This is a genomic window from Ruegeria sp. CK3 (assembly GCF_056536565.1).
This window is the reverse complement of sequence record NZ_JBQFPV010000007.1, coordinates 194,575-216,536: the sequence shown is the minus strand read 5'-3', so window position 1 is coordinate 216,536 and position 21,962 is coordinate 194,575. Positions and strand designations below refer to the sequence as shown.

20 protein-coding genes are annotated in these 21,962 nt (G+C 58.6%); 9 read left to right on the top strand and 11 right to left on the bottom strand.

Translation table 11 applies throughout. From position 1 onward, the window contains the following. The first annotated feature begins 126 nt into the window (after nt 1–126). Nucleotides 127–3,471: a carbamoyl-phosphate synthase large subunit gene (carB, locus tag ACR0C3_RS12055; protein WP_480758638.1), complete on the top strand. Its 3,345-nt coding sequence runs from the start codon at nt 127–129 to the stop codon at nt 3,469–3,471. Between the two features lie 55 nt (nt 3,472–3,526). Here carB and ACR0C3_RS12050 read toward each other — a convergent pair whose 3' ends face one another. From ACR0C3_RS12050 to ACR0C3_RS12040, 3 genes are read right to left on the bottom strand one after another with little or no spacing between them, the layout of a single operon-like run. Beyond that, a complete protein-coding gene (locus tag ACR0C3_RS12050) occupies nt 3,527–6,568 on the bottom strand; it encodes an efflux RND transporter permease subunit (protein ID WP_480758637.1) in 3,042 nt (1,013 codons plus the stop codon). An 11-nt stretch (nt 6,569–6,579) separates the two neighbouring features. Next, nucleotides 6,580–7,617, bottom strand: a complete 1,038-nt coding sequence (locus tag ACR0C3_RS12045) for an efflux RND transporter periplasmic adaptor subunit (protein ID WP_480758635.1) — start codon at nt 7,615–7,617, stop codon at nt 6,580–6,582. Beyond that, nucleotides 7,614–8,081, bottom strand: a complete 468-nt coding sequence (locus tag ACR0C3_RS12040) for a MarR family winged helix-turn-helix transcriptional regulator (protein WP_170637450.1) — start codon at nt 8,079–8,081, stop codon at nt 7,614–7,616. Before ACR0C3_RS12040 ends, ACR0C3_RS12045 begins: the two co-directional genes overlap by 4 nt. Nucleotides 8,082–8,249: 168 nt before the next feature. On the opposite strand from ACR0C3_RS12040, the gene ACR0C3_RS12035 reads away from it, so the two are divergent. Continuing rightward, the gene (locus ACR0C3_RS12035) at nt 8,250–9,374 is read left to right on the top strand and encodes a beta-ketoacyl-ACP synthase III (protein ID WP_480758634.1); all 1,125 of its coding nucleotides are present in this window, start codon (nt 8,250–8,252) and stop codon (nt 9,372–9,374) included. Between the two features lie 15 nt (nt 9,375–9,389). Here the strand turns inward: ACR0C3_RS12035 and ACR0C3_RS12030 are convergent, their stop codons facing one another. Together ACR0C3_RS12030 and ACR0C3_RS12025 are read right to left on the bottom strand one after the other, a co-directional pair. After that, nucleotides 9,390–11,174: a hypothetical protein gene (locus tag ACR0C3_RS12030; RefSeq protein ID WP_480758633.1), complete on the bottom strand. Its 1,785-nt coding sequence runs from the start codon at nt 11,172–11,174 to the stop codon at nt 9,390–9,392. A gap of 72 nt (nt 11,175–11,246) precedes the next feature. Then, nucleotides 11,247–11,708: a hypothetical protein gene (locus ACR0C3_RS12025; protein WP_170374695.1), complete on the bottom strand. Its 462-nt coding sequence runs from the start codon at nt 11,706–11,708 to the stop codon at nt 11,247–11,249. A gap of 358 nt (nt 11,709–12,066) precedes the next feature. On the opposite strand from ACR0C3_RS12025, the gene ACR0C3_RS12020 reads away from it, so the two are divergent. Continuing rightward, complete coding sequence (locus tag ACR0C3_RS12020) at nt 12,067–12,645, top strand: thymidine kinase (RefSeq protein ID WP_170468275.1); 579 nt, start codon at nt 12,067–12,069, stop codon at nt 12,643–12,645. Here the strand turns inward: ACR0C3_RS12020 and ACR0C3_RS12015 are convergent. The 5 genes from ACR0C3_RS12015 to ACR0C3_RS11995 form a co-directional block, all read right to left on the bottom strand. Continuing rightward, a complete protein-coding gene (locus ACR0C3_RS12015; protein ID WP_480758631.1) occupies nt 12,642–13,592 on the bottom strand; it encodes a 2-hydroxyacid dehydrogenase in 951 nt (316 codons plus the stop codon). The genes ACR0C3_RS12020 and ACR0C3_RS12015 overlap by 4 nt on opposite strands. Next, nucleotides 13,592–13,930: a tRNA-binding protein gene (locus ACR0C3_RS12010; protein ID WP_480758630.1), complete on the bottom strand. Its 339-nt coding sequence runs from the start codon at nt 13,928–13,930 to the stop codon at nt 13,592–13,594. Before ACR0C3_RS12010 ends, ACR0C3_RS12015 begins: the two co-directional genes overlap by 1 nt. Next, complete coding sequence (gene proC, locus ACR0C3_RS12005; protein ID WP_170460524.1) at nt 13,923–14,738, bottom strand: pyrroline-5-carboxylate reductase; 816 nt, start codon at nt 14,736–14,738, stop codon at nt 13,923–13,925. The genes ACR0C3_RS12010 and proC overlap by 8 nt, the downstream gene beginning before the upstream one ends. A gap of 38 nt (nt 14,739–14,776) precedes the next feature. Further along, complete coding sequence (locus ACR0C3_RS12000) at nt 14,777–15,277, bottom strand: type III secretion system chaperone family protein (protein ID WP_170468281.1); 501 nt, start codon at nt 15,275–15,277, stop codon at nt 14,777–14,779. Between the two features lie 310 nt (nt 15,278–15,587). Continuing rightward, entirely contained in the window at nt 15,588–15,836 is a 249-nt protein-coding gene (locus ACR0C3_RS11995; protein ID WP_050604795.1) for an accessory factor UbiK family protein, read from the bottom strand. 97 nt (nt 15,837–15,933) lie between these two features. Between ACR0C3_RS11995 and lgt the strand changes: the two genes are divergently transcribed. The 5 genes from lgt to ACR0C3_RS11970 all read left to right on the top strand — a co-directional run bounded on the left by lgt (nt 15,934) and on the right by ACR0C3_RS11970 (nt 20,150). Next, nucleotides 15,934–16,821: a prolipoprotein diacylglyceryl transferase gene (gene lgt, locus ACR0C3_RS11990; protein WP_480758629.1), complete on the top strand. Its 888-nt coding sequence runs from the start codon at nt 15,934–15,936 to the stop codon at nt 16,819–16,821. Further along, on the top strand, nt 16,818–17,885 hold the full coding sequence (locus tag ACR0C3_RS11985) for a class I SAM-dependent methyltransferase (protein WP_480758778.1): 1,068 nt from the start codon (nt 16,818–16,820) through the stop codon (nt 17,883–17,885). The genes lgt and ACR0C3_RS11985 overlap by 4 nt, the downstream gene beginning before the upstream one ends. After that, complete coding sequence (gene pgeF, locus ACR0C3_RS11980; RefSeq protein ID WP_480758627.1) at nt 17,882–18,640, top strand: peptidoglycan editing factor PgeF; 759 nt, start codon at nt 17,882–17,884, stop codon at nt 18,638–18,640. Before ACR0C3_RS11985 ends, pgeF begins: the two co-directional genes overlap by 4 nt. A gap of 273 nt (nt 18,641–18,913) precedes the next feature. Next, on the top strand, nt 18,914–19,042 hold the full coding sequence (locus tag ACR0C3_RS11975; protein WP_256439789.1) for a hypothetical protein: 129 nt from the start codon (nt 18,914–18,916) through the stop codon (nt 19,040–19,042). A gap of 325 nt (nt 19,043–19,367) precedes the next feature. Next, on the top strand, nt 19,368–20,150 hold the full coding sequence (locus ACR0C3_RS11970) for a Hint domain-containing protein (RefSeq protein WP_170468290.1): 783 nt from the start codon (nt 19,368–19,370) through the stop codon (nt 20,148–20,150). 117 nt (nt 20,151–20,267) lie between these two features. Here the strand turns inward: ACR0C3_RS11970 and ACR0C3_RS11965 are convergent, their stop codons facing one another. Then, a complete protein-coding gene (locus ACR0C3_RS11965; RefSeq protein WP_170718841.1) occupies nt 20,268–20,768 on the bottom strand; it encodes an Lrp/AsnC family transcriptional regulator in 501 nt (166 codons plus the stop codon). 225 nt (nt 20,769–20,993) lie between these two features. On the opposite strand from ACR0C3_RS11965, the gene trxB reads away from it, so the two are divergent. Beyond that, the gene (gene trxB / locus ACR0C3_RS11960; RefSeq protein ID WP_480758626.1) at nt 20,994–21,935 is read left to right on the top strand and encodes a thioredoxin-disulfide reductase; all 942 of its coding nucleotides are present in this window, start codon (nt 20,994–20,996) and stop codon (nt 21,933–21,935) included. The last annotated feature ends 27 nt before the right edge of the window (nt 21,936–21,962 follow it).

Below are 21,962 nucleotides of genomic sequence, written 5' to 3'. Positions count from 1 at the left end.
GGGAAAGCGGCAATTTCACCTCTGTTCCCGATACCTCTTGCACCTTTTCGCGCGGTCCCTATAACGCAGGACAATTTGGGCGCTGGGGCGGTGCCCTGACTCGCTGACAATCGAAGGAACAAGGCCATGCCGAGAAGAACCGACATCCAGTCGATCATGATCATTGGGGCGGGTCCCATTGTTATCGGACAAGCCTGCGAGTTTGACTATTCCGGTGCTCAGGCCTGTAAGGCGCTGCGCGAGGAAGGGTATCGGGTCATTCTGGTGAACTCGAACCCGGCGACGATCATGACCGATCCGGGTCTGGCCGACGCGACGTATATTGAGCCGATCACTCCCGAAGTGGTCGCCAAGATCATCGAGAAAGAGCGCCCCGATGCCCTGCTACCCACCATGGGTGGCCAAACGGGCCTGAACACCTCGCTCGCGCTTGAAGAGATGGGCGTGCTGGACAAGTTCGGCGTCGAGATGATCGGCGCCAAGCGCGACGCCATCGAAATGGCCGAAGACCGAGCCTTGTTCCGCGAGGCGATGGACCGGCTGGGTCTTGAGAACCCCAAGGCCACCATTGTGACCGCCCCCAAGCGTGAAGACGGCTCAACCGATCTGGATGCCGGCGTGCAGATGGCACTGGATGAGCTGGAAGAGATCGGTCTGCCCGCCATCATCCGCCCTGCATTTACCTTGGGCGGCACAGGCGGCGGCGTGGCTTATAACCGTGAGGATTATATCCATTTTTGCCGTTCGGGCATGGATGCCTCACCTGTGAACCAGATCCTCGTCGACGAAAGCCTGCTGGGCTGGAAAGAATACGAGATGGAGGTGGTGCGTGACACCGCCGACAATGCCATCATCGTCTGCTCGATTGAAAACGTCGATCCGATGGGCGTACACACCGGTGACTCGATCACCGTGGCCCCTGCCCTGACGCTGACCGACAAAGAATATCAGATCATGCGCAACGGCTCGATCGCTGTTCTGCGCGAGATCGGGGTTGAGACCGGTGGCTCGAACGTACAGTGGGCGATCAACCCTGAAGATGGCCGTATGGTTGTGATCGAGATGAACCCACGGGTATCGCGATCCTCCGCTCTGGCCTCCAAAGCGACCGGTTTCCCGATTGCCAAGATCGCCGCCAAGCTAGCCGTCGGCTACACGCTGGACGAGCTGGACAACGACATTACCAAGGTCACGCCCGCTTCGTTCGAGCCGACCATTGACTATGTCGTCACCAAGATCCCAAAATTCGCGTTCGAGAAATTCCCTGGATCCGAACCCTATCTGACCACCGCGATGAAGTCGGTGGGTGAGGCCATGTCCATTGGCCGCACGATCCACGAATCGATGCAAAAGGCTCTGGCCTCGATGGAATCGGGCCTGACCGGCTTTGATGAGATCGAAATCCCCGGCCTGAATGTCGGTGTCTGGGAAGAAGCGGACGACAAAGCTGCCGTGATCAAAGCAATCAGCCAGCAGACCCCCGACCGTTTGCGTACCATCGCTCAGGCCATGCGTCACGGTCTGTCCGATGATGAGATTTTCGGCGTTACCAAATTCGACCCTTGGTTCCTGGCCCGCATCCGCGAGATCATCGAGGCCGAGCGCCAGGTCCGCAAAGACGGCCTGCCGGTCACCGAAGACGGCATCCGCAAGCTAAAAATGCTGGGCTTCACCGACGCACGTCTGGGCAACCTGACTGGCCGTGACGAAGACAACGTCCGCCGCGCCCGCCGCAATCTGGGCGTAAAGGCCGTGTTCAAACGCATTGACACCTGCGCCGCCGAATTCGAAGCGCAGACACCTTATATGTACTCGACCTACGAAGCTCCGATGATGGGTGAGGTCGAATGCGAGGCACGTCCAAGCGACCGCAAAAAGGTCGTCATCCTCGGCGGCGGTCCGAACCGGATCGGTCAGGGCATCGAGTTCGACTATTGCTGCTGTCACGCCTGCTTCGCGCTAACCGACGCGGGGTATGAGACCATCATGGTCAACTGCAACCCCGAGACGGTCTCGACGGACTATGACACCTCGGACCGTTTGTACTTCGAGCCGCTGACTTTTGAGCACGTCATGGAAATCCTGACGAAAGAGCAGGAAAACGGCACGCTGCACGGCGTCATCGTCCAGTTCGGCGGCCAGACTCCATTGAAACTGGCCAACGCGCTTGAGGCCGAAGGCATTCCGATCCTCGGCACCACGCCCGACGCGATTGACCTGGCCGAAGACCGTGAACGCTTTCAGGCGCTGGTCAACGAGCTGGGCCTGAAGCAGCCGAAAAACGGCATCGCTTCGACCGATGAACAGGCGCTTGAGATCGCCGAAGAGATCGGCTTCCCGCTGGTGATCCGCCCTTCTTACGTTCTGGGCGGTCGTGCGATGGAGATCGTGCGCGATATGGATCAGCTGCGGCGCTACATCAACGAGGCTGTTGTGGTCTCGGGCGACAGCCCGGTTCTGCTGGACAGCTATCTGGCCGGTGCGGTTGAGCTGGACGTGGACGCTCTGTGCGATGGCACCGACGTTCACGTTGCAGGCATTATGCAGCATATCGAAGAGGCAGGCGTTCACTCGGGCGACTCGGCCTGCTCACTGCCGCCCTATTCACTGTCGAAAGAGATCATCGAGCAGATCAAGGAACAGGCGTTCAAACTGGCCAAAGCGTTGAACGTGGTCGGCCTGATGAACGTTCAGTTCGCGATCAAGGATGGTGAGATCTACCTGATCGAAGTAAACCCGCGCGCCTCGCGTACCGTCCCCTTCGTCGCCAAAGCCACCGACAGCGCGATTGCGTCCATCGCAGCGCGGGTCATGGCGGGTGAGAAACTGGCGGACTTCCCGAAACGCCCGCCCTACAAGACAGTCGACGACAGCAAGATCGCCGACCAGATGACACTGGCCGACCCGGACATGCCGTGGTTCTCGGTCAAAGAGGCCGTGCTGCCCTTCGCACGCTTCCCTGGCGTCGACACCATTCTGGGCCCGGAAATGCGTTCGACTGGTGAGGTCATGGGCTGGGATCGCGACTTCCCGCGCGCATTCCTGAAGGCACAGATAGGCGCTGGCATGGTGCTGCCCTCATCCGGCCGCGCATTCATCTCGATCAAGGATGCCGACAAAGGGCCGGATATGTTGGAGGCCGCGCGCGTTCTGGTCGATCAGGGCTTTGAACTGGTCGCCACACGCGGCACGCAAACCTGGTTGGACAAGCAGGGCGTACCTTGCGAAGTGGTCAACAAGGTCTATGAAGGACGCCCCGATGTGACTGACCTGATGAAAGACGGCGGTGTTCAGCTGGTGATGAACTCGACCGAAGGCGCACAGGCGGTGGAAGACAGCCGGTCGATCCGCTCAATCGCTCTGTATGACAAAATCCCCTATTTCACCACCGCCGCCGCCAGCTACGCAGCAGCGTTGGCTATCAAGGCGCAGGCCGAAGGTGACGTCGAGGTGAAATCGTTGCAGGGTTGACCTGCAGCACCAAGGAAAAAGCAAAACCCCCGGTCGTTGACCGGGGGTTTTTCATTTAAGTAGCAACCGCTTGCCGTTTCTCATCTCGCTGGAAGAACAGCAGGTAGAAGACCGGGGCCGCGACCATGGTCAGGACCGTGGCAAAAGCCAATCCGCCCATGATGGTGACCGCCATCGAGACAAAGAAAGCGTCGGTCAGCAGCGGGGCCATCCCAAGGATCGTTGTAATCGCAGCCAGCATGACCGGCCGCAGACGCGATACGGAGGCTTCGATGATCGACTCCTGCAGGGGTTTGCCCGTTGCTCGGACCAGATCAATCTCTTCGACCAGAACGATGCCATTCTTGATCAGCATGCCCGACAGGCTGAGCAGACCCAGAAGCGCCGTAAAGGTGAACGGCAGCCCGGTGCCTAGCAAACCGATCACCACACCGTTCACAGACATGGGAACCAAAAGCCAGATGATGACCGGCTGGCGGATCGCATTGAACAAAAGGACCGAGATCAGCACCATGATCAACAGGCTCAGCGGCAATTGCCTGCCGAGGCTCTCTTGCGCATCGCCCGAGTCCTCGAATTCGCCGCCCCATTCCATGCGATAGCCGGGTGGCAGGTCCATCTCTTCAATCGTTGCGCGCAGCTCGGAATGCACCTGAGCTGCGGTCACATCTGGCGGGATATCCGCGCCAACGGTGATGGTAAGCACCCGGTTGCGCCGGTGGACCTCGGTGTTGAGCAACTGGTATTCGAACCCATCCACCATCTGTTCGATTGGCACGAATTGGCCTGACTGATCGGAATACACGACCTGATCGACAATCGAATAGTCACCCTCGGCCGGGCGGCGCAGAATGATTGGGATCAGGCGGTCGCGCTCGCGCAGGACGCCTCCGGTGATGCCATCGGTCGAGAATTGCAGCGTGGCCGCAATATCTTCGCGAGAAACACCAGCTGTCTGCGCGCGTTCGGTTGCGTAGATCGGTTGAACCGCCAGTTCTTTTTCGCGCCAGTCATGGTGGATGTTCAGCGCGTTCGGCGTAGCAGCCGCCATGCGTTGAACCGCTTCGTCCGCCAACTGCCGCAGCACGGCTGGGTCGCTACCCGAAAAGCGGGCTTGTATCGGGGTGCCTCCACCCGGACCAAAGACCAGACGTTTGGTGCGAAACTCGCTTTCAGGGAACTGAGCCACCCCAAAGGCCTCAAGCTCGGCCTGCAGCACTGGGATATCCTCGAGCGTTTCCGTCCGAATGATCATGTGACCGTAGCTTGGGTTCGGGTCCTCCGCGCTGTAGGTCAGCATGAAGCGGGTTGCGCCCTGCCCGACAAATGTGGTGACGGACACCACATCGTCACGTTCGGCCAGCCAATCCTCGACCACGGCCATATCAGCGGAGGTACGTGAGATTGGGGTACCCTGAGGTAGTTTGTAGTGGACAAAGAACAACGGCGTATTCGAGTCCGGAAAGAATTGCTGCTTCATCAGGCCGAAGCCCGCATAACAGGCCACTGTCACAGCGATCAGTCCGGCCACGACGAGCCAGCGGAACCGCAACGCCCAGCGCAGGATCGCGCCGTAAACGCGGAACAGAAGGCTGCCATAGGCGTCAACTTCACCCTCTTTGCCCTGCTTGAAGAAATAGTGCGCCAACATCGGGGTTACGGTGATTGCCAGAACCCAGCTGAGCAGCAACGATATCCCAATAACCGCAAAGAGCGAGAACAGGAACTCTCCGGTCGCGTCGGGGCTGAGACCGATGCCCGCAAAGGCCATGATGCCGATGACCGTCGCGCCCAGCAGCGGGATCTGCGTTTTCGACGCCACTTCATCCGCCGCATCGCGCGAGGACTTGCCGCGCAGCATCGCGATCTGCATGCCCTCGGCCACCACAATGGCATTGTCCACCAGCATCCCCATCGCAATGATCAGGGCACCCAGCGAGATGCGCTCCATCTCAATCGAGAACAGCGCCATGAAAAGCAGTGTCCCGACCACGGTCAGCAGCAATGTCGTCCCGACCACAATGGCAGCGCGCCATCCCATAAAGAGGCCCAGAACCGCGACTACAATGATCACCGACATGGCGAGGTTCACAAGAAAGTCGTTCGAGGCTTGCTCGACCACCACGTGTTGCTGGTAGATGGGCAGAATTTCCACGCCAAACGGGATTTGCGTATCCAGTTCCGCGAATTTTGCATCCGCGCGCTTGCCAACTTCGACGATGTTCTCGGCGGCCAAGCCGGCAATGCCCAGCGTAAAGGCCTCGGTCCCATCGAAGCGGATCATGATATCCGGGTCGGTCTGACGGGCACGGTAGACGTTGGACATGTCAAACAGGTTGATCACCTGCCCTTGTGAGCCGACCGACAATCCGGCGATGGCCGATACACTATCCGACCCTTCGGCTGTCAAAATGGTGGTGCGGTCGTTCTCGGACCGAACCGAGCCGGAGGAGTTGACCGAATCCGCGTTGGCAATTGCCTCGTTGATGGCTTGGATGGGGACATTCTGGTTCACCGAGATGGACAGATCCGGTTCGATGAAGATCGCCTCTTGCGGTAAACCCTGAACTTCGACATCGGCAACGCCGTCGACCGTTAACAGCTCACGCCGCAGAAACGTCGCCAATTCGTGCTTTTCGGCGTCCGAGAACCCCTCGGCCGTGACGGCGTAGAATAAGCCGAACACGTCGCCGAAACCGTCATTGACGAAGGGCTGGTTTACACCGGATGGCAGGCCCCGCGCCGCATCGCGCACTTTGGCGCGCAGGCGGGTCCAGATGGCGGGCAATTCGCTGCCGTCATAGGTGGATTTGATCTCAACCTCTATCAGGGACTGGCCCGGCTGGTTCAACGAGGTGATCGTATCCACTTCACCCATTTGCTGGATCGCCGATTCCAGAGGTTCAGAGACTTCCAGCGCCACCTGCTCGGCCGTGGCGCCGGGGTATTGCGTTACGATGACCGCGTTTTTGATTGTAAAAGCCGGGTCCTCTAGGCGCCCCAGGGAAAGGAAGCCCCAAATACCGCCAAACAAGGCGATCAGGATGATCAGCCACGTGTATAGCGGTCGGTCGATCGATGCGCGTGCAATTCTCATCAGCCCGCCCCTTAGTTCGAGAAGCCGGTGAAACGGCGCACGCTCTGGCCGTCCGTCAACGCCGAACCGCCCGCGACAACAACCTCATCGCCGTCTGACAAGCCAGTCAGAACACGGACTTCACCGGTCTGCGTTGGTTCGATGGTTACGGGTGCAAGGCGTACCGTGCCCTCGTCTGCGCCAGCCGGAGAAAAGACCATCACGCCCAGCGCGCTATCCGCGCCAGCGACGATGGCTGATGCCGGTAGAACGATTCCCGTGCGGCCATCTCTGACATGCACGTTCACCGACACGGACGAACCGGGCAGAATCTGCAGCCCCTCAGGCGGGGTCAGACCGAACTGAATACGGAATGTCTGTCCAACACTCGAAGTCTCGGCGTCGAACTCACGGATTTCCAGCGGGAAGACTTCATCGCTTACGGGGAATTTGGCCGTGATCGTGATGTCATCCTGCTGACCCGAGCGTTGGAACAGGATCTCGGGGACGTCCACCTCGATCCGCAGTTCCGACATATCGTGAATACGCACGATCGGCGTCCCCGCCGACACGGTGGTAAAGGCCTCAACTGCGCGGCTTGACACGAGCGCGTCGAACGGGGCTGTCAGTGTCGCGTGTTCCAGCTCGTATTCGGCGTCGCGCAGGGCGATTGCGGCCAGTTGCGCTTCGGTTTCGGAATCATCGACCGCCACTTGGCTGGCGGTCGTGCCGCGCAGCCGCGACAGGCGCGCGACGGTGCGGTCGGCCTGTTCTTTCTGCAGGCGGGCGCGATCCAGCCTGAGTTCAAATGGCTCCTGATCCAGACGGGCAATCAGACCGTCCTTTGGGATGACGAACCCCTCGGTGACGGGCATCTCGACAATCTGCCCCGGAACCTGAAAGGCCAAATCAACGGTCTGACGCGCAGCGACGCGGCCGAAAAACTGTCGAGTGAAACCCGGAGCCGTTTCCTGCACCTGGATTAGCTTGACCGGTTTCGCGGTCTCTTGCGCGACAAGCGGCGTCGCCAAAACGGCCAACAGAAGGCCCAGAGAAGTCAGCTGTTTCATTTCTTCAATCCCTCGGGAATTCCCGTTTTCAGTACGTTGTCACGAATCTTGCTCGCCATACGGGCGAACTCGGCTGTTTCTTCTGCATTCAGGCCAGAGGCCTTGTGAAACAGATCACCGGCTGCTGACACCAACATATCTCGCGCGCTCTCGCCTTGTTCGGTCAGCACCAGCAGCCAAGCACGGCGATCGTTGGGATCGCGCTGGCGCGCCAGATAGCCAGCTTCTTCCAGAGCATCCGCAGTGGCCGTAATGGTGGATGGCACGCTGAGCATATCGGCCGCCAGAACACCCATTCTCTTGGGTTCATCCAGCTTGATTAGCATATGGCATTCCGGGTGGCTCAGGTCAGTTTCGATGGTGTCGAAGGTCTCTTCGAGTTTCCAATAGAGAGCATAGACGCCCATGATGGCCTGAATTTCAGGGCTCAGGCGGCCAAGCCTGTCGCTGATACTGTCTGACATTGAAGAGACTCCGAGACGTCGTTGTGGGTCATATACTTCAAATTATGAACTATTCAATAACTGAAGTGGAGAATCATCCTCGGGCCTAGCTTCCCTCGGGTAACCAAGACTTGATCAAATGCCCCTGTGACTGCATTTTGAGCAAATCCAAAACGTTCAGGACTTGCCATGTATATCCCTGCAATCACCGGTACAGGCGTTTTCACGCCGGAAAACGTCATCACCAATGCCGAGCTGGTGCAAGCCTTCAACGCCTATGCCGACAAGGTGAATGCAGAGAACGCCCAGGCAATCGAGGCCGGGCAGATGGAGCCGATGCAGCATTCCTCCGAGGAGTTCATCGTCAAGGCGTCCGGCATTGAAAACCGCTACGTGATGGATAAATCCGGCGTGTTGGACCCCGACACAATGCACCCCGCTTTACGCCAGCGCAGTGATGACGAGCCGGGGATCATGACCGAAATGGCGGTTGATGCCTGCAACAAAGCGCTGGCGCAGGCTGGTCGGACAGCGGCAGATGTCGATCTGGTGATCTGCGCGGCCTCGAACCACGAACGGGCCTACCCAGCCATTGCCATCGAGATACAGCAGGCTCTGGGCATCAATGGCTTTGGGTTTGACATGAATGTCGCGTGTTCCTCGGCAACGTTTGGCATTCAGGCGGCGGCGGATATGGTGCGGTCGGGTTCGGTTCGGTCCGCATTGGTTGTGAACCCCGAAATCTGCTCGGGCCATCTGGAATGGCGCGACCGGGATTGCCATTTCATCTTCGGCGATGTGGCCACGGCCACCCTGATCGAACGCATCGAAGACGCGCAAGGCCCGCATTTTGAGGTCCTGTCGACCCGCTGCGCCACCAGTTTCTCGAACAATATCCGCAACAATAACGGCTTTCTGCGCCGCTCACGCCCTGATGGGATGATCGACCGGCGCGACATGCAGTTCATGCAGAACGGGCGCAAGGTCTTCAAGGAAGTCCTGCCCATGGTCAGCCAGCATATCAGCGACCACATGGAGGCCGAGGGCATCGGCAGCGACGACCTGACACGCCTGTGGCTGCATCAGGCCAACAAAACCATGAACGATTTCATCGGAAAGAAGGTCCTTGGACGTGTGCCCGAGGCGGGCGAGCAACCCAACATCCTGCAGGACTATGCAAACACGTCCTCAGCCGGGTCGATTATCGCCTTCTCCAAATTCTCGGACGATCTTGAAGACGGGGATATCGGGCTAATCTGCTCGTTCGGGGCGGGGTATTCGGTGGGGTCCGTAATTGTGAAACGGAAATCCTGATCCAAGCGGACTAAGCTATCGCATTACCTGGAACACGCGGAAGGCTTCGTGTTCCGGCCGCCGAAGTTCGTGAACATTGTTCGGCAAACGCCCGGCTAGGAATGCCGAAGGCAACCCCTCGCCTTCCGAAACGGAATTCCAGTAGGCCGCGCGAGACGCGTGCTTGCAGATTAACACGTAGTCCACACCCAGGTCGGCAAGGCGCTGGCCCGTCTCAGCCGGGTCAGACCGGAAAAGATCAATCTGTGCCCGATTTCCCGCCTCATTGCGGTGATAATTACCGCCAAGCACCGAATGATGCGTGAACCGCAGGATGTTTGCGGCAAAGTTAAAGCCGGTCACAATCAACCCCGAAGGCAGATCATTTAGCGGGTCGTATGCCTCTTGGGTATTGCAAGACTTCGGGAACAATTGCGGCCCAGCCGCGCTGTTGTCGGCGGTGGGTTGCCTAAGAGAAACATAGAACCGTTCAATGGTCGTTCCGGTCTTGGGCAGCATGAAGATGAAAAACACCATCATCAGGACCCCCCAGAAGCGACTCCTCTGCGCTTTATACTTCAGGAACATGGCGCCAAGCACCTGCGCCTGAACCACTATGAGTGAAATGGCTAGAAACGCGCTCATCCGGGATTGGTACAAAAAGAGCGTTAGACTGGCGCTCATAAGGAAAACCAACAGAAGATAGTCAATCCGCGTGTCACGGGCGCGCGACAAATAAAGCCCGGCAAGAATCGTAAAAACGGATACCCCAAACAAAGCGATCTTTTGCCCCGTATGGCGCGACAAGGTCGCAAAAGGCGCTTGCGCCTCGGTGATCTGGCTCAGCCAGAATTCTTGCATGGGTTGCGACATCTGACTGATGGGGTTTTGCAGGCAGTAAGGGGCAAACACATATGCGAAACCCAGAGCCAGAACTCCAAGAGACAGGAATGAGACCGCGCGCGCCCATGGCGACCATGCCGACGCAACTGCCCCGAGTCCCAACAGCCCAAATCCTGCAAGCCCGGCAGGCAAAGCGACGCTCAGCGTCAGAGCATCACATCCGGGAAAGAAGAAGCTGTCGGCTGAGGTGGATGCAACGCTCACCGCTAAAAGCATGACTGCAAGCGCAGCTCCAAAGGCCATCAGGCGCGTACGAGCCTGTTCGCCTAACAATACCCAGTCAATGGCGAAGAAAGCCCCAATAAGTCCAAGATGCATCAGCGATTCAGTTCCAATGGACATCGAAACCGCGAGAAAGATGCCAAGCCAGACGCTTGCTCTTAATCGGGTTTTCCGCTCCACAAAGAACATTACTGAAAAGACGTACAGCATGATCTGCAAGCCGTGATGATCGAACGAGAAATAGGTGTATTTCTTTGTGCCTTCCAAAGCCAAAGCGCCAAAGATCAGCGCCGAGATTGCCCCTGGACGCCCACCCAACGCTCCCGCTGTCACGACAAGGGCCCATAGGGTCGCCATTACCAGAATAGACGGCCATACAATAGCTGTGACGTGAAGCGCAGCAGGCTCGGACAAGACAAGACTGAACAACAAGTAGAGCGCTGCGATCGGCGCATCAACCAGCCTCGACCAGTGCATAAGCGTACCGTCGTTGAGACCCAGCCTGTGCTGATACAGGTCTAGCCACCCCTGCCCGTTCAGCAGGTCGCTCACCACCACCCAGCGCAGCACGTCATCTGATCGGCCCTCATAGAGGCCTAGCGCCGTCAACACTGACAGAATGACACAGACCGCGACAAGAAGGCGCCAGACAATCCCGTCGTCCTGAACCCTATAGGGTCGTGGGAAACCGTTCATGAAAGACTGCTCTGCGCTGTTTCGCCAAAAAATCCAGCTTCGCTTCTGTCACAGGCTTGCGGCAAAAACGTGTCAGCTAACGCTTTCTTCTTCGAGATGCAGTTTCATCTCAATCAGGACCTGCTGCAAAAGGCTGGTTTCCTTCAGCAGGCGCTTGGCTTCGTTGACGGTGATGATCCCGTCTTCGATGGCCGCCTGATACTCGGTCATCAGCATGGCGAAACGCTGGCTCAGGGCGATGACATCCGCGTTCACGCCACCTGTACGCGGAGAATCCGTGTTACGGTCCCCATAGGACAGGGTGATGTTCTTCAGGTCCGCCAACGCCGAAGTGACATGCGGATAGTTGGCCGCGTTCTCTAGCCGCGCCACTGCGTCGACGGGCATGAACCGATCCGCGTGCTCCGAGTTATCCGAATAGTAGCGGCCCAGCGTTGCCTTGGATTTGCCCGTGATCTCGCACGCGGCTTCGATCCCGACATCTTTCACCAAGGCTTCGGTGTGTTTCTTAAGATAGGCCCCGATATCTGCCATAGTTCTACCTTTGCTACCTGCACGCGCCGCCCCTTCTTTACGTTTTGGGGGAAAGCATAGGGAAATTTCCCATAACCGAGTCATAATTGAAATGCCATAAATTGACTATCCCTCAGATATGCGAGGGTTTTGTGAGTGAGTGGCGGCCGTTCAGTGCCGGTAATGAGTAATCGTGAGGCAATATTGTTCAGCCTCACTCCGTTTTGGTCACATGTTGACCGACGGCGTCGCTGTTGCATGCGCAAGGTTCCATCCCCAAAGAGCATCTGCTCGGCCTCTGCAATGGTAACGGCGACGTCGCTTCCCCCTGAAAGATTGATGGCTTGTTCGATTGGCGTCGGCGCTTTAGACCCGCCGCATGGCAAAACTGTATTTCAACTACTCGACGATGAATGCGGGCAAATCGACCGTATTGCTGCAGGCCTCGCACAATTACCGTGAGCGCGGCATGAAGACCTATCTGATGACCGCCGCCGTGGACGGGCGCGCCGGTGTGGGGCGGATCGCCTCACGTATCGGGATTTCCGAAGAGGCTGACACCTTCCGCCCGGACGATGACGTTTTTGCCATGATCGAAACGCGCCAGAAGGCCGACCCGATCGCCTGTGTTTTTGTGGACGAAGCCCAGTTTCTATCCGAGGATCAGGTCTGGCAACTGGCCCGTGCCGTGGATGACCTGAAGCTCCCAGTGCTGGCTTATGGCTTAAGGGTAGATTTCCAGGGCAAACTCTTCCCAGGCTCAGCCGCCCTGCTGGCCTTGGCCGATGAGATGCGCGAGGTCCGCACCATCTGCGAATGCGGACGCAAAGCCACGATGGTGATTCGGCAGGACGAGAAGGGCCGTGCCATCACAGAGGGTGCTCAGGTGCAGATCGGCGGGAACGAGACCTATGTCTCGCTCTGCCGCAAACACTGGCGCGAAGCGGTCGGCGACTAGACCGGATTCGGCAAGTCGCGCCCTGCGACGAAGGCGGTCACATTGTCCAGAGCCATATGCCCCATTCCGGTCCGAACCTCTTCTGTGGCGGTGCCCAGATGCGGCAGCAGGGTGACGTTCTGCATCTCGCGCAATGCCTGCGGCACAGCCGGCTCGAACTCGTATACATCCAGCCCAGCCCCTGCGATCTGGCCTGCTTGCAGCGCGCTGATCAGAGCGGTCTCATCCACCACTTCACCCCGCGCGATATTCACCAGAATGGCCGAGGGGTTCATGGCCTCGAGCACTGGGGCATTGATCAGATGGCGCGTCTCAGCCCCGCCCGGAACGGCCAGAACCAAGAAATCGACCGAGGCCGCAAGTGCCGAGAGATCGGGGATGTACTCGGCCTCAAACTCCAACTGCTTGGCACTGCGGGATTGATAAGCGACCTGCATGCCAAACCCGAAGTGACAGCGCCGCGCGATGGCCTGACCGATGCGGCCCATGCCGACGATGCCGACTCGCTTGCCGGTGACATGATGCCCCAGCATTTGCGTGGGATGCCAACCCTGCCAGTTTTCAGCCCGCACCAGACGTTCCCCCTCACCCGCGCGCCGCGCGGTCGAGAGGAGCAAGGTCATGGCGATATCGGCGGTCGCATCTGTGACCGCGCCGGGCGTGTTGGTGACCGCGATGCCTAAGGCGCGCGCGGCCTCGACATTGATGTGATTGTAGCCGACCCCAAAATTGGCCAATAGCTTGCAACGCGGATTGGGTACTTTGGCGAAGATATCAGCCGAGAACAGGTCGCCCAGAGTGGGCACAATCACGTTATAGTCCTGCAACGCACCCACCATCTCTTCCTCGGAAAGCGGAGTGGTTGCGGGGCGAATCTCAACGTCAAACTCGGCGGCTGCCCGCTCTTCGACCGCCGGCGTCATCGGGCGTGTGATCCAGAGTTTCATCAGTGCATCCTTCCGCCAACGGGGACTTTGCCATCCGGGCCGATCAACACGATCTCACCGTTTTCATCCGGCAGGCCAAGGACCAGAACCTCGGACATGAACTTTCCGATCTGGCGTGGCGGGAAATTCACAACGGCCATCACCTGTTTGCCGATCAGAGTAGACGGATCGTAATGCGCGGTGATCTGGGCCGAGGTTTTGCGCACACCAATTTCATCGCCAAAATCGATCCACATCTTGATCGCGGGCTTGCGGGCTTCGGGATAGGGTTCGGCGCGGATGACCTCACCGACGCGGATGTCGACTTTCAGGAAGTCGTCGAAGGAAATCTCACTCACGGCCCAACTCCTTGGAACGGTCGGTCGCGGCCTTGACGGCCCGGTGCAGCAGATTTGGGAAACCCTCTGCTTCGTGCATCAGAACCTCCAGCGCGGCCTGTGTCGTGCCATTGGGCGAGGTCACGTTGACCCGCAGCTGCGAGGGGTCTTCCTCGGCGGCCATGGCCAAGGCACCGGCGCCGGCTACCGTGGATTTCGCCAGCTTCATGGCCAGCTCATGCGGCAGACCCTGCGCCTGCCCTGCGGCGGCCAGTGTTTCGATCAAGTGGAATACATAGGCCGGGCCAGAACCGCTAACCCCGGTGACCGCATCTATCTGAGCCTCGTCCGACAGACGCACGGTCTCGCCTATCGCCGACAGCAAGTTTTCCGCGAGGTCCAAATCGTCACCGGACACATGTGCGTTGCCGATCATTGCCGTGATACCCTGACGGATCGCCGCCGGTGTGTTCGGCATTGCCCTTACAATCGGGGTGCCTTCGCCAAGCACGTCCTCAAATGTTGCGATCGAGGTGCCCGCCGCAACGGAAACGAACAGGCTGCCACCGCCTCCGAGGGCCTGGATAGCAGGCAGCGCCTCACCCATCATTTGCGGTTTGACGGCCACCAGCACGACTGCGGGGGATTCAGGCAGTGGCGTGTTGATGTTGACGCCCTGCGCTTTCAGCCAGTCCGAGGGGTAAGGATCAATCACCCAAACGGAAGCGGCGGGCAGGCCGTGGTCCAGCCAACCCGCCAACATCGCGGACCCCATCTTTCCGCATCCCAATAACACAAGGCCCTGCTCGGCCACGCGCGACATGTCCATCTGTGCCCCTCCCCTATTCAACGGTTCAGGGCAAAGGTTTACGCTCGGCCGTAGGCCTCTGCAATGGCGACTTGCATCGCTTCTTCCGGATCGCGATTGCCCCAGGTGACCAGCTGAATCGCCGGGTAGTAGCGCTCGGCGCTCAACACCGCGGCGTTGATCATCGTGTCGATCTGATCAGGGCTTGCAGTCTGACCGCCCGCCAGGACCAGGCCGTAGCGATAGACCATAAGCTTCTGGTTCGCCCAGTATGTGAAAGCGCCCGCCCAGCACTGATCATTCATCTTGTTGAGCAGCTCATACAGCTCACTCTCACGCTCCGCCGGAGGCTCCATCTCGAATGAGCAAACCATGCGCAGCGTTTCGTCATAGTTGGACCATGCCAACGTGATCGAATAGGTCCGCCACTGCCCTTCGACAGCCATGGCAATCTGATCGTCGCCAATGCGGTCAAAATCCCAGTCGTGATGTTCGGCCAGATGTTCAACAATATCGATTGGATGAAGGTCTTCTTCGAGAAACTGCTCGGAAAGGGCCATAATGCCACCTCACTACTCTCTAGCATTTCGGGGCTGGCAGCGCCCCAGCGCTAGTTGCCTGCTCTACAAGCCGGGCTTCCCCCGTAGGCCTGTACCAAATATGGTGCGCCGCAAGAGGGTGTCTGGCAACCCCATTTCTTGGGGATAACAGCAATAAGTTGTGGACAGTCGGCAACGACGATCAAAATATTGGCGACTTGTGCAGCTTTGTCTTGATTAATTTCTGCAAGGCGGCATGATACACAACACCGCACAATCCGTCATTGGATTGCGCGGCGCTAAACTTGTCTTCAAAATCTGGGTACGGGCGTTATTTGTCCAGTTTCGCCTCAAGCGCGGCGATGCGCGCCTCAAGCGCGGCGTTCTCTTCGCGGGCCTTTTGGGCCATGGCGCGCACGGCGTCGAATTCTTCACGCGTGACGAAATCGCGGTCGGCCAGCCAACGGTCGATCATCGACTTCATCGCATTCTCGGCCTCTTCGCGTGCGCCCTGCGCCACACCCATGGCGTTGGTCATCAGCTGGGAAACGTCGTCGAGGATCTTGTTGCGGGTTTGCATGGCTTTTCTCCGAAATCGCGGTTGTATCCTATATGGGGAAGGATTGGCGCAGGCTCAAGGTTGACTTGCCCTGCAAACCCCGGGCAATGAGACGCACATGCAGGCTGTTCTGAATTTCCCCGATCTGTCGCCCGAGCTGTTCTCGATCCCACTGTTCGGGATGGAGTTCGCGCTCAGGTGGTACGCGCTAGCTTATATTGTCGGCATCCTGATCGCCTGGCGTCTGGCCGTGATGGCCCTGCGGCGTCCGGTTCTGTGGCGCTATGAGACACCGCCCATGAAACCCGAGCAGTTGGACGACCTGCTGACCTGGACCATTATTGGCGTCATTCTGGGCGGCCGGCTGGGTTTTGTGCTGTTTTATCAACCGGCCTACTACCTGTCGCATCCGGCCGATATCCTGAAGGTCTGGCAAGGGGGGATGGCCTTTCACGGCGGGCTGCTTGGGGTGATCGTCGCCTCATACCTCTATGGTCGCCGTCACAACATTCCGACCCTGTCGCTAGGGGATTTGGTAGCCTATACCGTCCCGCCCGGCCTGTTGCTGGGACGGCTTGCCAATTTCATCAACGCCGAGCTTTGGGGCCGACCAAGCGAGCTGCCATGGGCCGTGATCTTTCCCGGCTTCGCAGCGCAGGACTGCCCGGGTGTCGTGGCCGGTATGTGCGCCCGTCACCCCTCGCAGCTATACGAAGCCGCGCTTGAGGGTGTCCTATTGGGCGCTGTCCTTCTGTGGTTGGCATATCGGCGCGGCGCGTTCCGAAAACCCGGCCTTATCATGGGCGTTTTCCTCGCAGGCTACGGGGCATCCCGCTTCGTGGTCGAGTTCGTCCGTCAGCCCGACGCGCAGTTCATCTCGCCCGGCAACCCGCTTGGGCTGGCGTGGCATATCGGCGGCTACGGCCTGACAATGGGGCAAATCCTGTCTCTGCCGATGATCGCTCTTGGGCTATGGTTCGCCCTGCGCGCCCGGCGAACGGCATGAGCCTGCACGAACTTCTGATCGCCCGAATCCGGCAAGACGGCCCGATGACGCTGGCCAATTACATGACCGAATGCCTGCTACACCCAACTTTGGGCTATTACTCAACGCGCGATCCGTTCGGCGCGCAGGGGGACTTCACGACTGCACCGGAAATCAGTCAGATGTTCGGCGAGTTGATCGGGCTATCACTGGCGCAAAGCTGGAAGGACCAGGGGCAGCCATCAACGTTTGCACTGGCCGAACTTGGACCGGGTCGCGGTACGCTGATGGCGGATATCCTACGGGCAACCCGCTCGCTTCCCGGTTTTCATGCGGCGACCAAGGTTGTTCTACTGGAAGCCTCCGAGACGCTCCGAGACGTGCAAAAGGCAACCCTGAAAGATCACAATCCGCAGTGGATCAGCGATGTGGCGGAGCTGCCGGACTTGCCGATGTTTCTGGTGGCGAATGAGTTCTTTGACGCGCTCCCCATCCGCCAATTCCTGCGCGACGGCCCTGCTTGGCGCGAACGATTGATCGGAGAGGCCGATGGCGCGCTGAGTTTTGGCCTTGGCCCGGCCGGACCACAAGCGGCGCTACAGGACCGGCTGTCTGATACGCGAGACGGGGATCTCGTCGAACTCTGCGCGCCTGCCATTCCGATTCTAACCATCATCGCCAGCCGAATCGCGCAGAACGGAGGGGCCGCTCTGATTGTGGACTATGGTGACTGGCGCTCGCTTGGCGATACGCTTCAGGCCCTAAAGGCGCATGAGCGTGTGGACCCTCTGCAAACCCCCGGTCAGGCAGACCTGACCGCGCATGTGGATTTTGAGCCCCTGGCGCTGGCAGCAAAGGCGGCAGGCTGTGCTCATACCCGCCTGACACCACAGGGTATTTTTCTGGAACGTCTGGGAATCACCGCCCGTGCACAGGCTCTGGCCAAGGGTATAGGCGGCTCCAAGCTTGATGAACTGGTGGTCGCACATCGCCGGTTGACGCATCCAGATGAAATGGGAAATCTGTTCAAAGTGCTGGGCCTCTACCCGCCCCAAGCTGCGCCTCCACCGGGACTGGAACCATGACTTTGGAAATTCTCACGTCGGATATGCTGGCCCCCGTAAAACACGGCTTTTTCAGCCGTAGAGGCGGCGCATCCTCGGGTGTCTTTGCGGGATTGAACTGCGGTTTTGGATCATCCGATCAGACCGAGATCGTCGCCCTGAATCGCCGACGGGTTGCTGACGCGATGGATGTCACCCCCGAAGCGCTGGTTGGTATTCATCAGGTTCATTCGCCCGATGTGCTGACGGTGGATGCGCCCCTTACGGGTGACAAACCCAAGGCGGATGCGCTCGTGACCGCCACGCCCGGGTTGGCTCTGACAATTCTGACCGCGGACTGCCAGCCTGTGCTTTTCTGCGACCCTGACGCGAAAGTGATCGGCGCCGCCCATGCTGGCTGGCGCGGAGCTTTGGACGGTGTCTTAGAGGCCACATTGGACGCGATGGAGGCATTGGGCGCCACGCGAGAAAACACACGTGCCGTGATCGGCCCATCCATTTCGCAGGCTGCCTATGAGGTCGGCCCCGAGTTTCTGGATGCGTTCATGGCAGAGTCTCCAGAAAACAGCCGATTCTTCGCCAATGGCACCGACGACCGGATGCAATTTGATTTGCCAGCCTTTGGTCTGCATAAACTTCGTCAAGCGGGTGTCGGGCAGGCAGAATGGACCCGGCATTGCACTTATTCCGATCCGGATCGCTTTTATTCATACCGCCGGACAACACACGCCAAAGAGGCGGATTACGGGCGGTTGATTTCGGCGATCAGATTGTAGATTAGGCCCCAATTAAGGCAAAACCGCCACCTTTCCGCCACATTTATTGTGTTTATCTGACTCAGAATCGTAGTGAATTTTGTGCCAGTACTCAGAAGGTTATCTGTCTTTGCCGACAAATGAATGCTGGCACCTCAAACAGAGGAACCGCCAACCTTTATTTTTTGTCCGTTTTTGATCCCGGTTAAGCCTTATCCCTGCCGCAAACACGCGGCACGTTAAGTCTACACACACGGAATGAGGCTCAGACCTCCGATCGAGCAGGACTAGAAAATGAAACAGAAATCTCGCTTTCTCAGCGCGGTCATCCAGGCCGCACAGGACCCGAAACTGGACATGCCGTGGAAGCGAGTTTCAAGCCATTCTGTCAGGGTTGCACGCCGTCTCGCGACGCGACGCTGAAACAGAAAGCCAACGGAACCAAGCTGCCGGTTCCATTTGGTCAACGCGCACCGGGTAGTGCTCCGGTCCGGTGTGCGGGGGATGTAAAGAAAACTGCATCCTGAGTTCGGAGCGTGTTTGTGGGCATTTTCGCCCGCGCTGTACGAGTTTGTCTGGGGGGTCAATGGATTGACCAATGGAATGCGAAATTTCTTCGCTGTGCGCTGCGGCCATCGCCGGTGCCCAAGGGTTATCCATTTATTTCAAGACAAAGAACCGAACCGACAGATGGGCCTGCATGGGGGTATGCCCCGTCTGATCCGGTTCTAAAAGGAACGGAATATTTATGACTATTCCAAAATCACTGGCCATTGCTGCCAGAAATGCTGTCGAAACCTCGGCATTGCTCCGCGACACTCCGCGGCCGACTACAAAACAGAAAGCCCAGCTGCGCCGTTACGAAGTGAGCGCCCTGCTCAAAAACGGAGACATCGCGCAAACCCGGCATATCGCACCGGCTCTGCCAATGTTCGAGGACGCCTTTTGCGCCTTCTCACGGGGGTCGCTTGTGGAAACCGAACAGGGGCCCATGGCAATTGAGGATCTGCTGCCCGGCGACACGGTACTGACGCAGGACGGGACCTCTGAGACCGTTTTGTGGAAGGGCTCGGTGACGCTGATACCGGGCCGCGAGGACTCCCGCGGGCGCACCCGTCCGTTGACCCGCATCATGGCTGATACATTTGGCATGCAAAAACCGATGTCCGGTGTGATCGCAGGACCAGCCGCGCGCCTGCTTGGCACGCCAGCCCATTTGCGGCGCCTGCATGGCGGGTCACCGATTCTGACGCCTGTCGCCGAATTTCAGGACGGTATGGGTGTTGTGGAAACAATGCCTCCCACTCCGGTAGAATTGTTTCACATTTGCCTGAAAAAACACTCCGTCATCCGTGTAGACGGCCTGCCCTTTGAAACCTATCATCCAGGTGCTAATGCGGTTCGCATGATCAGCCATTCGTTACGGTCGATCTATCTGAACCTGTTCGCGCATATCGAATCGTTGAACGATTTTGGCCCGTTGCTTATGCCGCGCGCCGGAGACGGAGAGATCGACGCGATATCGGCGTGAAGTGTTAACGAGTACTGCAGAGTGGGGGCTTTATGCAGATTTTGATAGGATGGGCATTGACCCTGGCGGTGGTGGCTATGCTGCCACCCTGCCCAACAGAAACACGACGGATGTGGTTTACGCCGAGCGGTTCATTCGGTCTTCCAATACATCGAACGGGACGCCTGGCTCGTCTTTTGCGCCGCGGATAACAAGCGATGTCTTGACGCTGGCCACGTTTGGCGTGGTCAGCAATTCTCCGGTCAGGAACTGCTGAAAACTGCTGAGGTCGGGCGCGACGCATTTCAGGATGAAGTCAACCTCGCCGTTCAGCATATGGCACTCACGGACTAGCGGCCATTTTCCGCATTGCGCCTCGAACGCGCTGAGTTCTGATTCCGCCTGGCTGTCTAATCCAACCATCGCAAAGACCTGAACCTCGAAACCAAGTTCGCGGGCGTTCACTTCAGCGTGGTAGCCGGTGATATAACCCGATTCCTCCAACGTACGGACGCGGCGCAGGCACGGAGGGGCCGAGATACCGACCCTTTTGGCCAGTTCCACATTGGTCATGCGACCGTCCGCCTGCAATTCCGCCAGAATCTTGCGATCAATTTCATCCAGCCGGGTCGTGACCATAAAACGCTCCTGATTTTTCGGTTCTTATATCAGCACCTAGCCCACGCGCAATAATGTTTCGTAGCTGCGCAATTTTCTTTGTTTTCAGATCGCTCATTTGCGCAGGGCCATACCGTCGAGGCATATCAGCTTCCCTTAATGAAGGGGCTTTAAGCCCTGCCCGCCCATCGCTATATCCTTGCGACGGGCAAAAGGCCCAATTCAGGCAGTTCGAGCGGGGGTACCATGGCCGACACACGACACACCAAGGTTCTGATCATCGGGTCGGGACCCGCAGGCTATACAGCCGGGGTTTATGCAAGCCGCGCGATGCTGGAACCCATTCTGGTGCAAGGGATCGAGCCCGGCGGCCAGCTGACGACCACCACCGAGGTCGAAAACTGGCCCGGCGATACCGAGGTACAAGGCCCCGATCTAATGGTCCGCATGCAGGACCACGCCAAGGCGATGGGCTGTGAGGTCATCGGCGACATCATCAACGATCTGGATGTCTCGAAACGTCCCTTCACCGCAAAAGGGGATAGCGGCACGGTTTATACTGCCGATGCGGTCATTCTGGCGACCGGTGCGCGGGCCAAATGGCTTGGCCTGCCGTCGGAAGAGAAATTCAAAGGCTTCGGCGTCTCGGCCTGCGCGACCTGCGACGGGTTCTTCTATCGTGGGCAAGAGATCGTTGTGATCGGTGGTGGCAACACCGCCGTGGAAGAGGCTTTGTTCCTCACCAATTTCGCCAGCAAGGTGACCCTGATCCACCGCCGCGACGAGTTGCGGGCGGAAAAGATCCTGCAGGATCGCCTGATGAAGAATGAAAAGATCGAACCGCTCTGGTTCCATGAACTGGACGAGGTCATGGGGACCGACGCGCCCTTGGGCGTCGAAGGCGTGCGCGTCAAAAACGTGAAAACGGGCGAGATCTCTGAGATCCCGTGCAAGGGCGTTTTTGTCGCCATCGGCCATGCCCCGGCCAACGAATTGGTCAAGGACACGCTGGAAACCCATATGGGCGGCTATGTCGTCACCAAACCGGGATCGACAGAGACCTCGGTTCCGGGCGTTTTCGCAGCCGGTGACCTGACAGATCACATCTACCGTCAGGCTGTTACCAGCGCAGGCATGGGCTGCATGGCCGCCCTGGATGCCGAACGCTTTCTGGCCGAACAAGACTGAGGGGCCACAGGGTCAGGCCAGACCGGC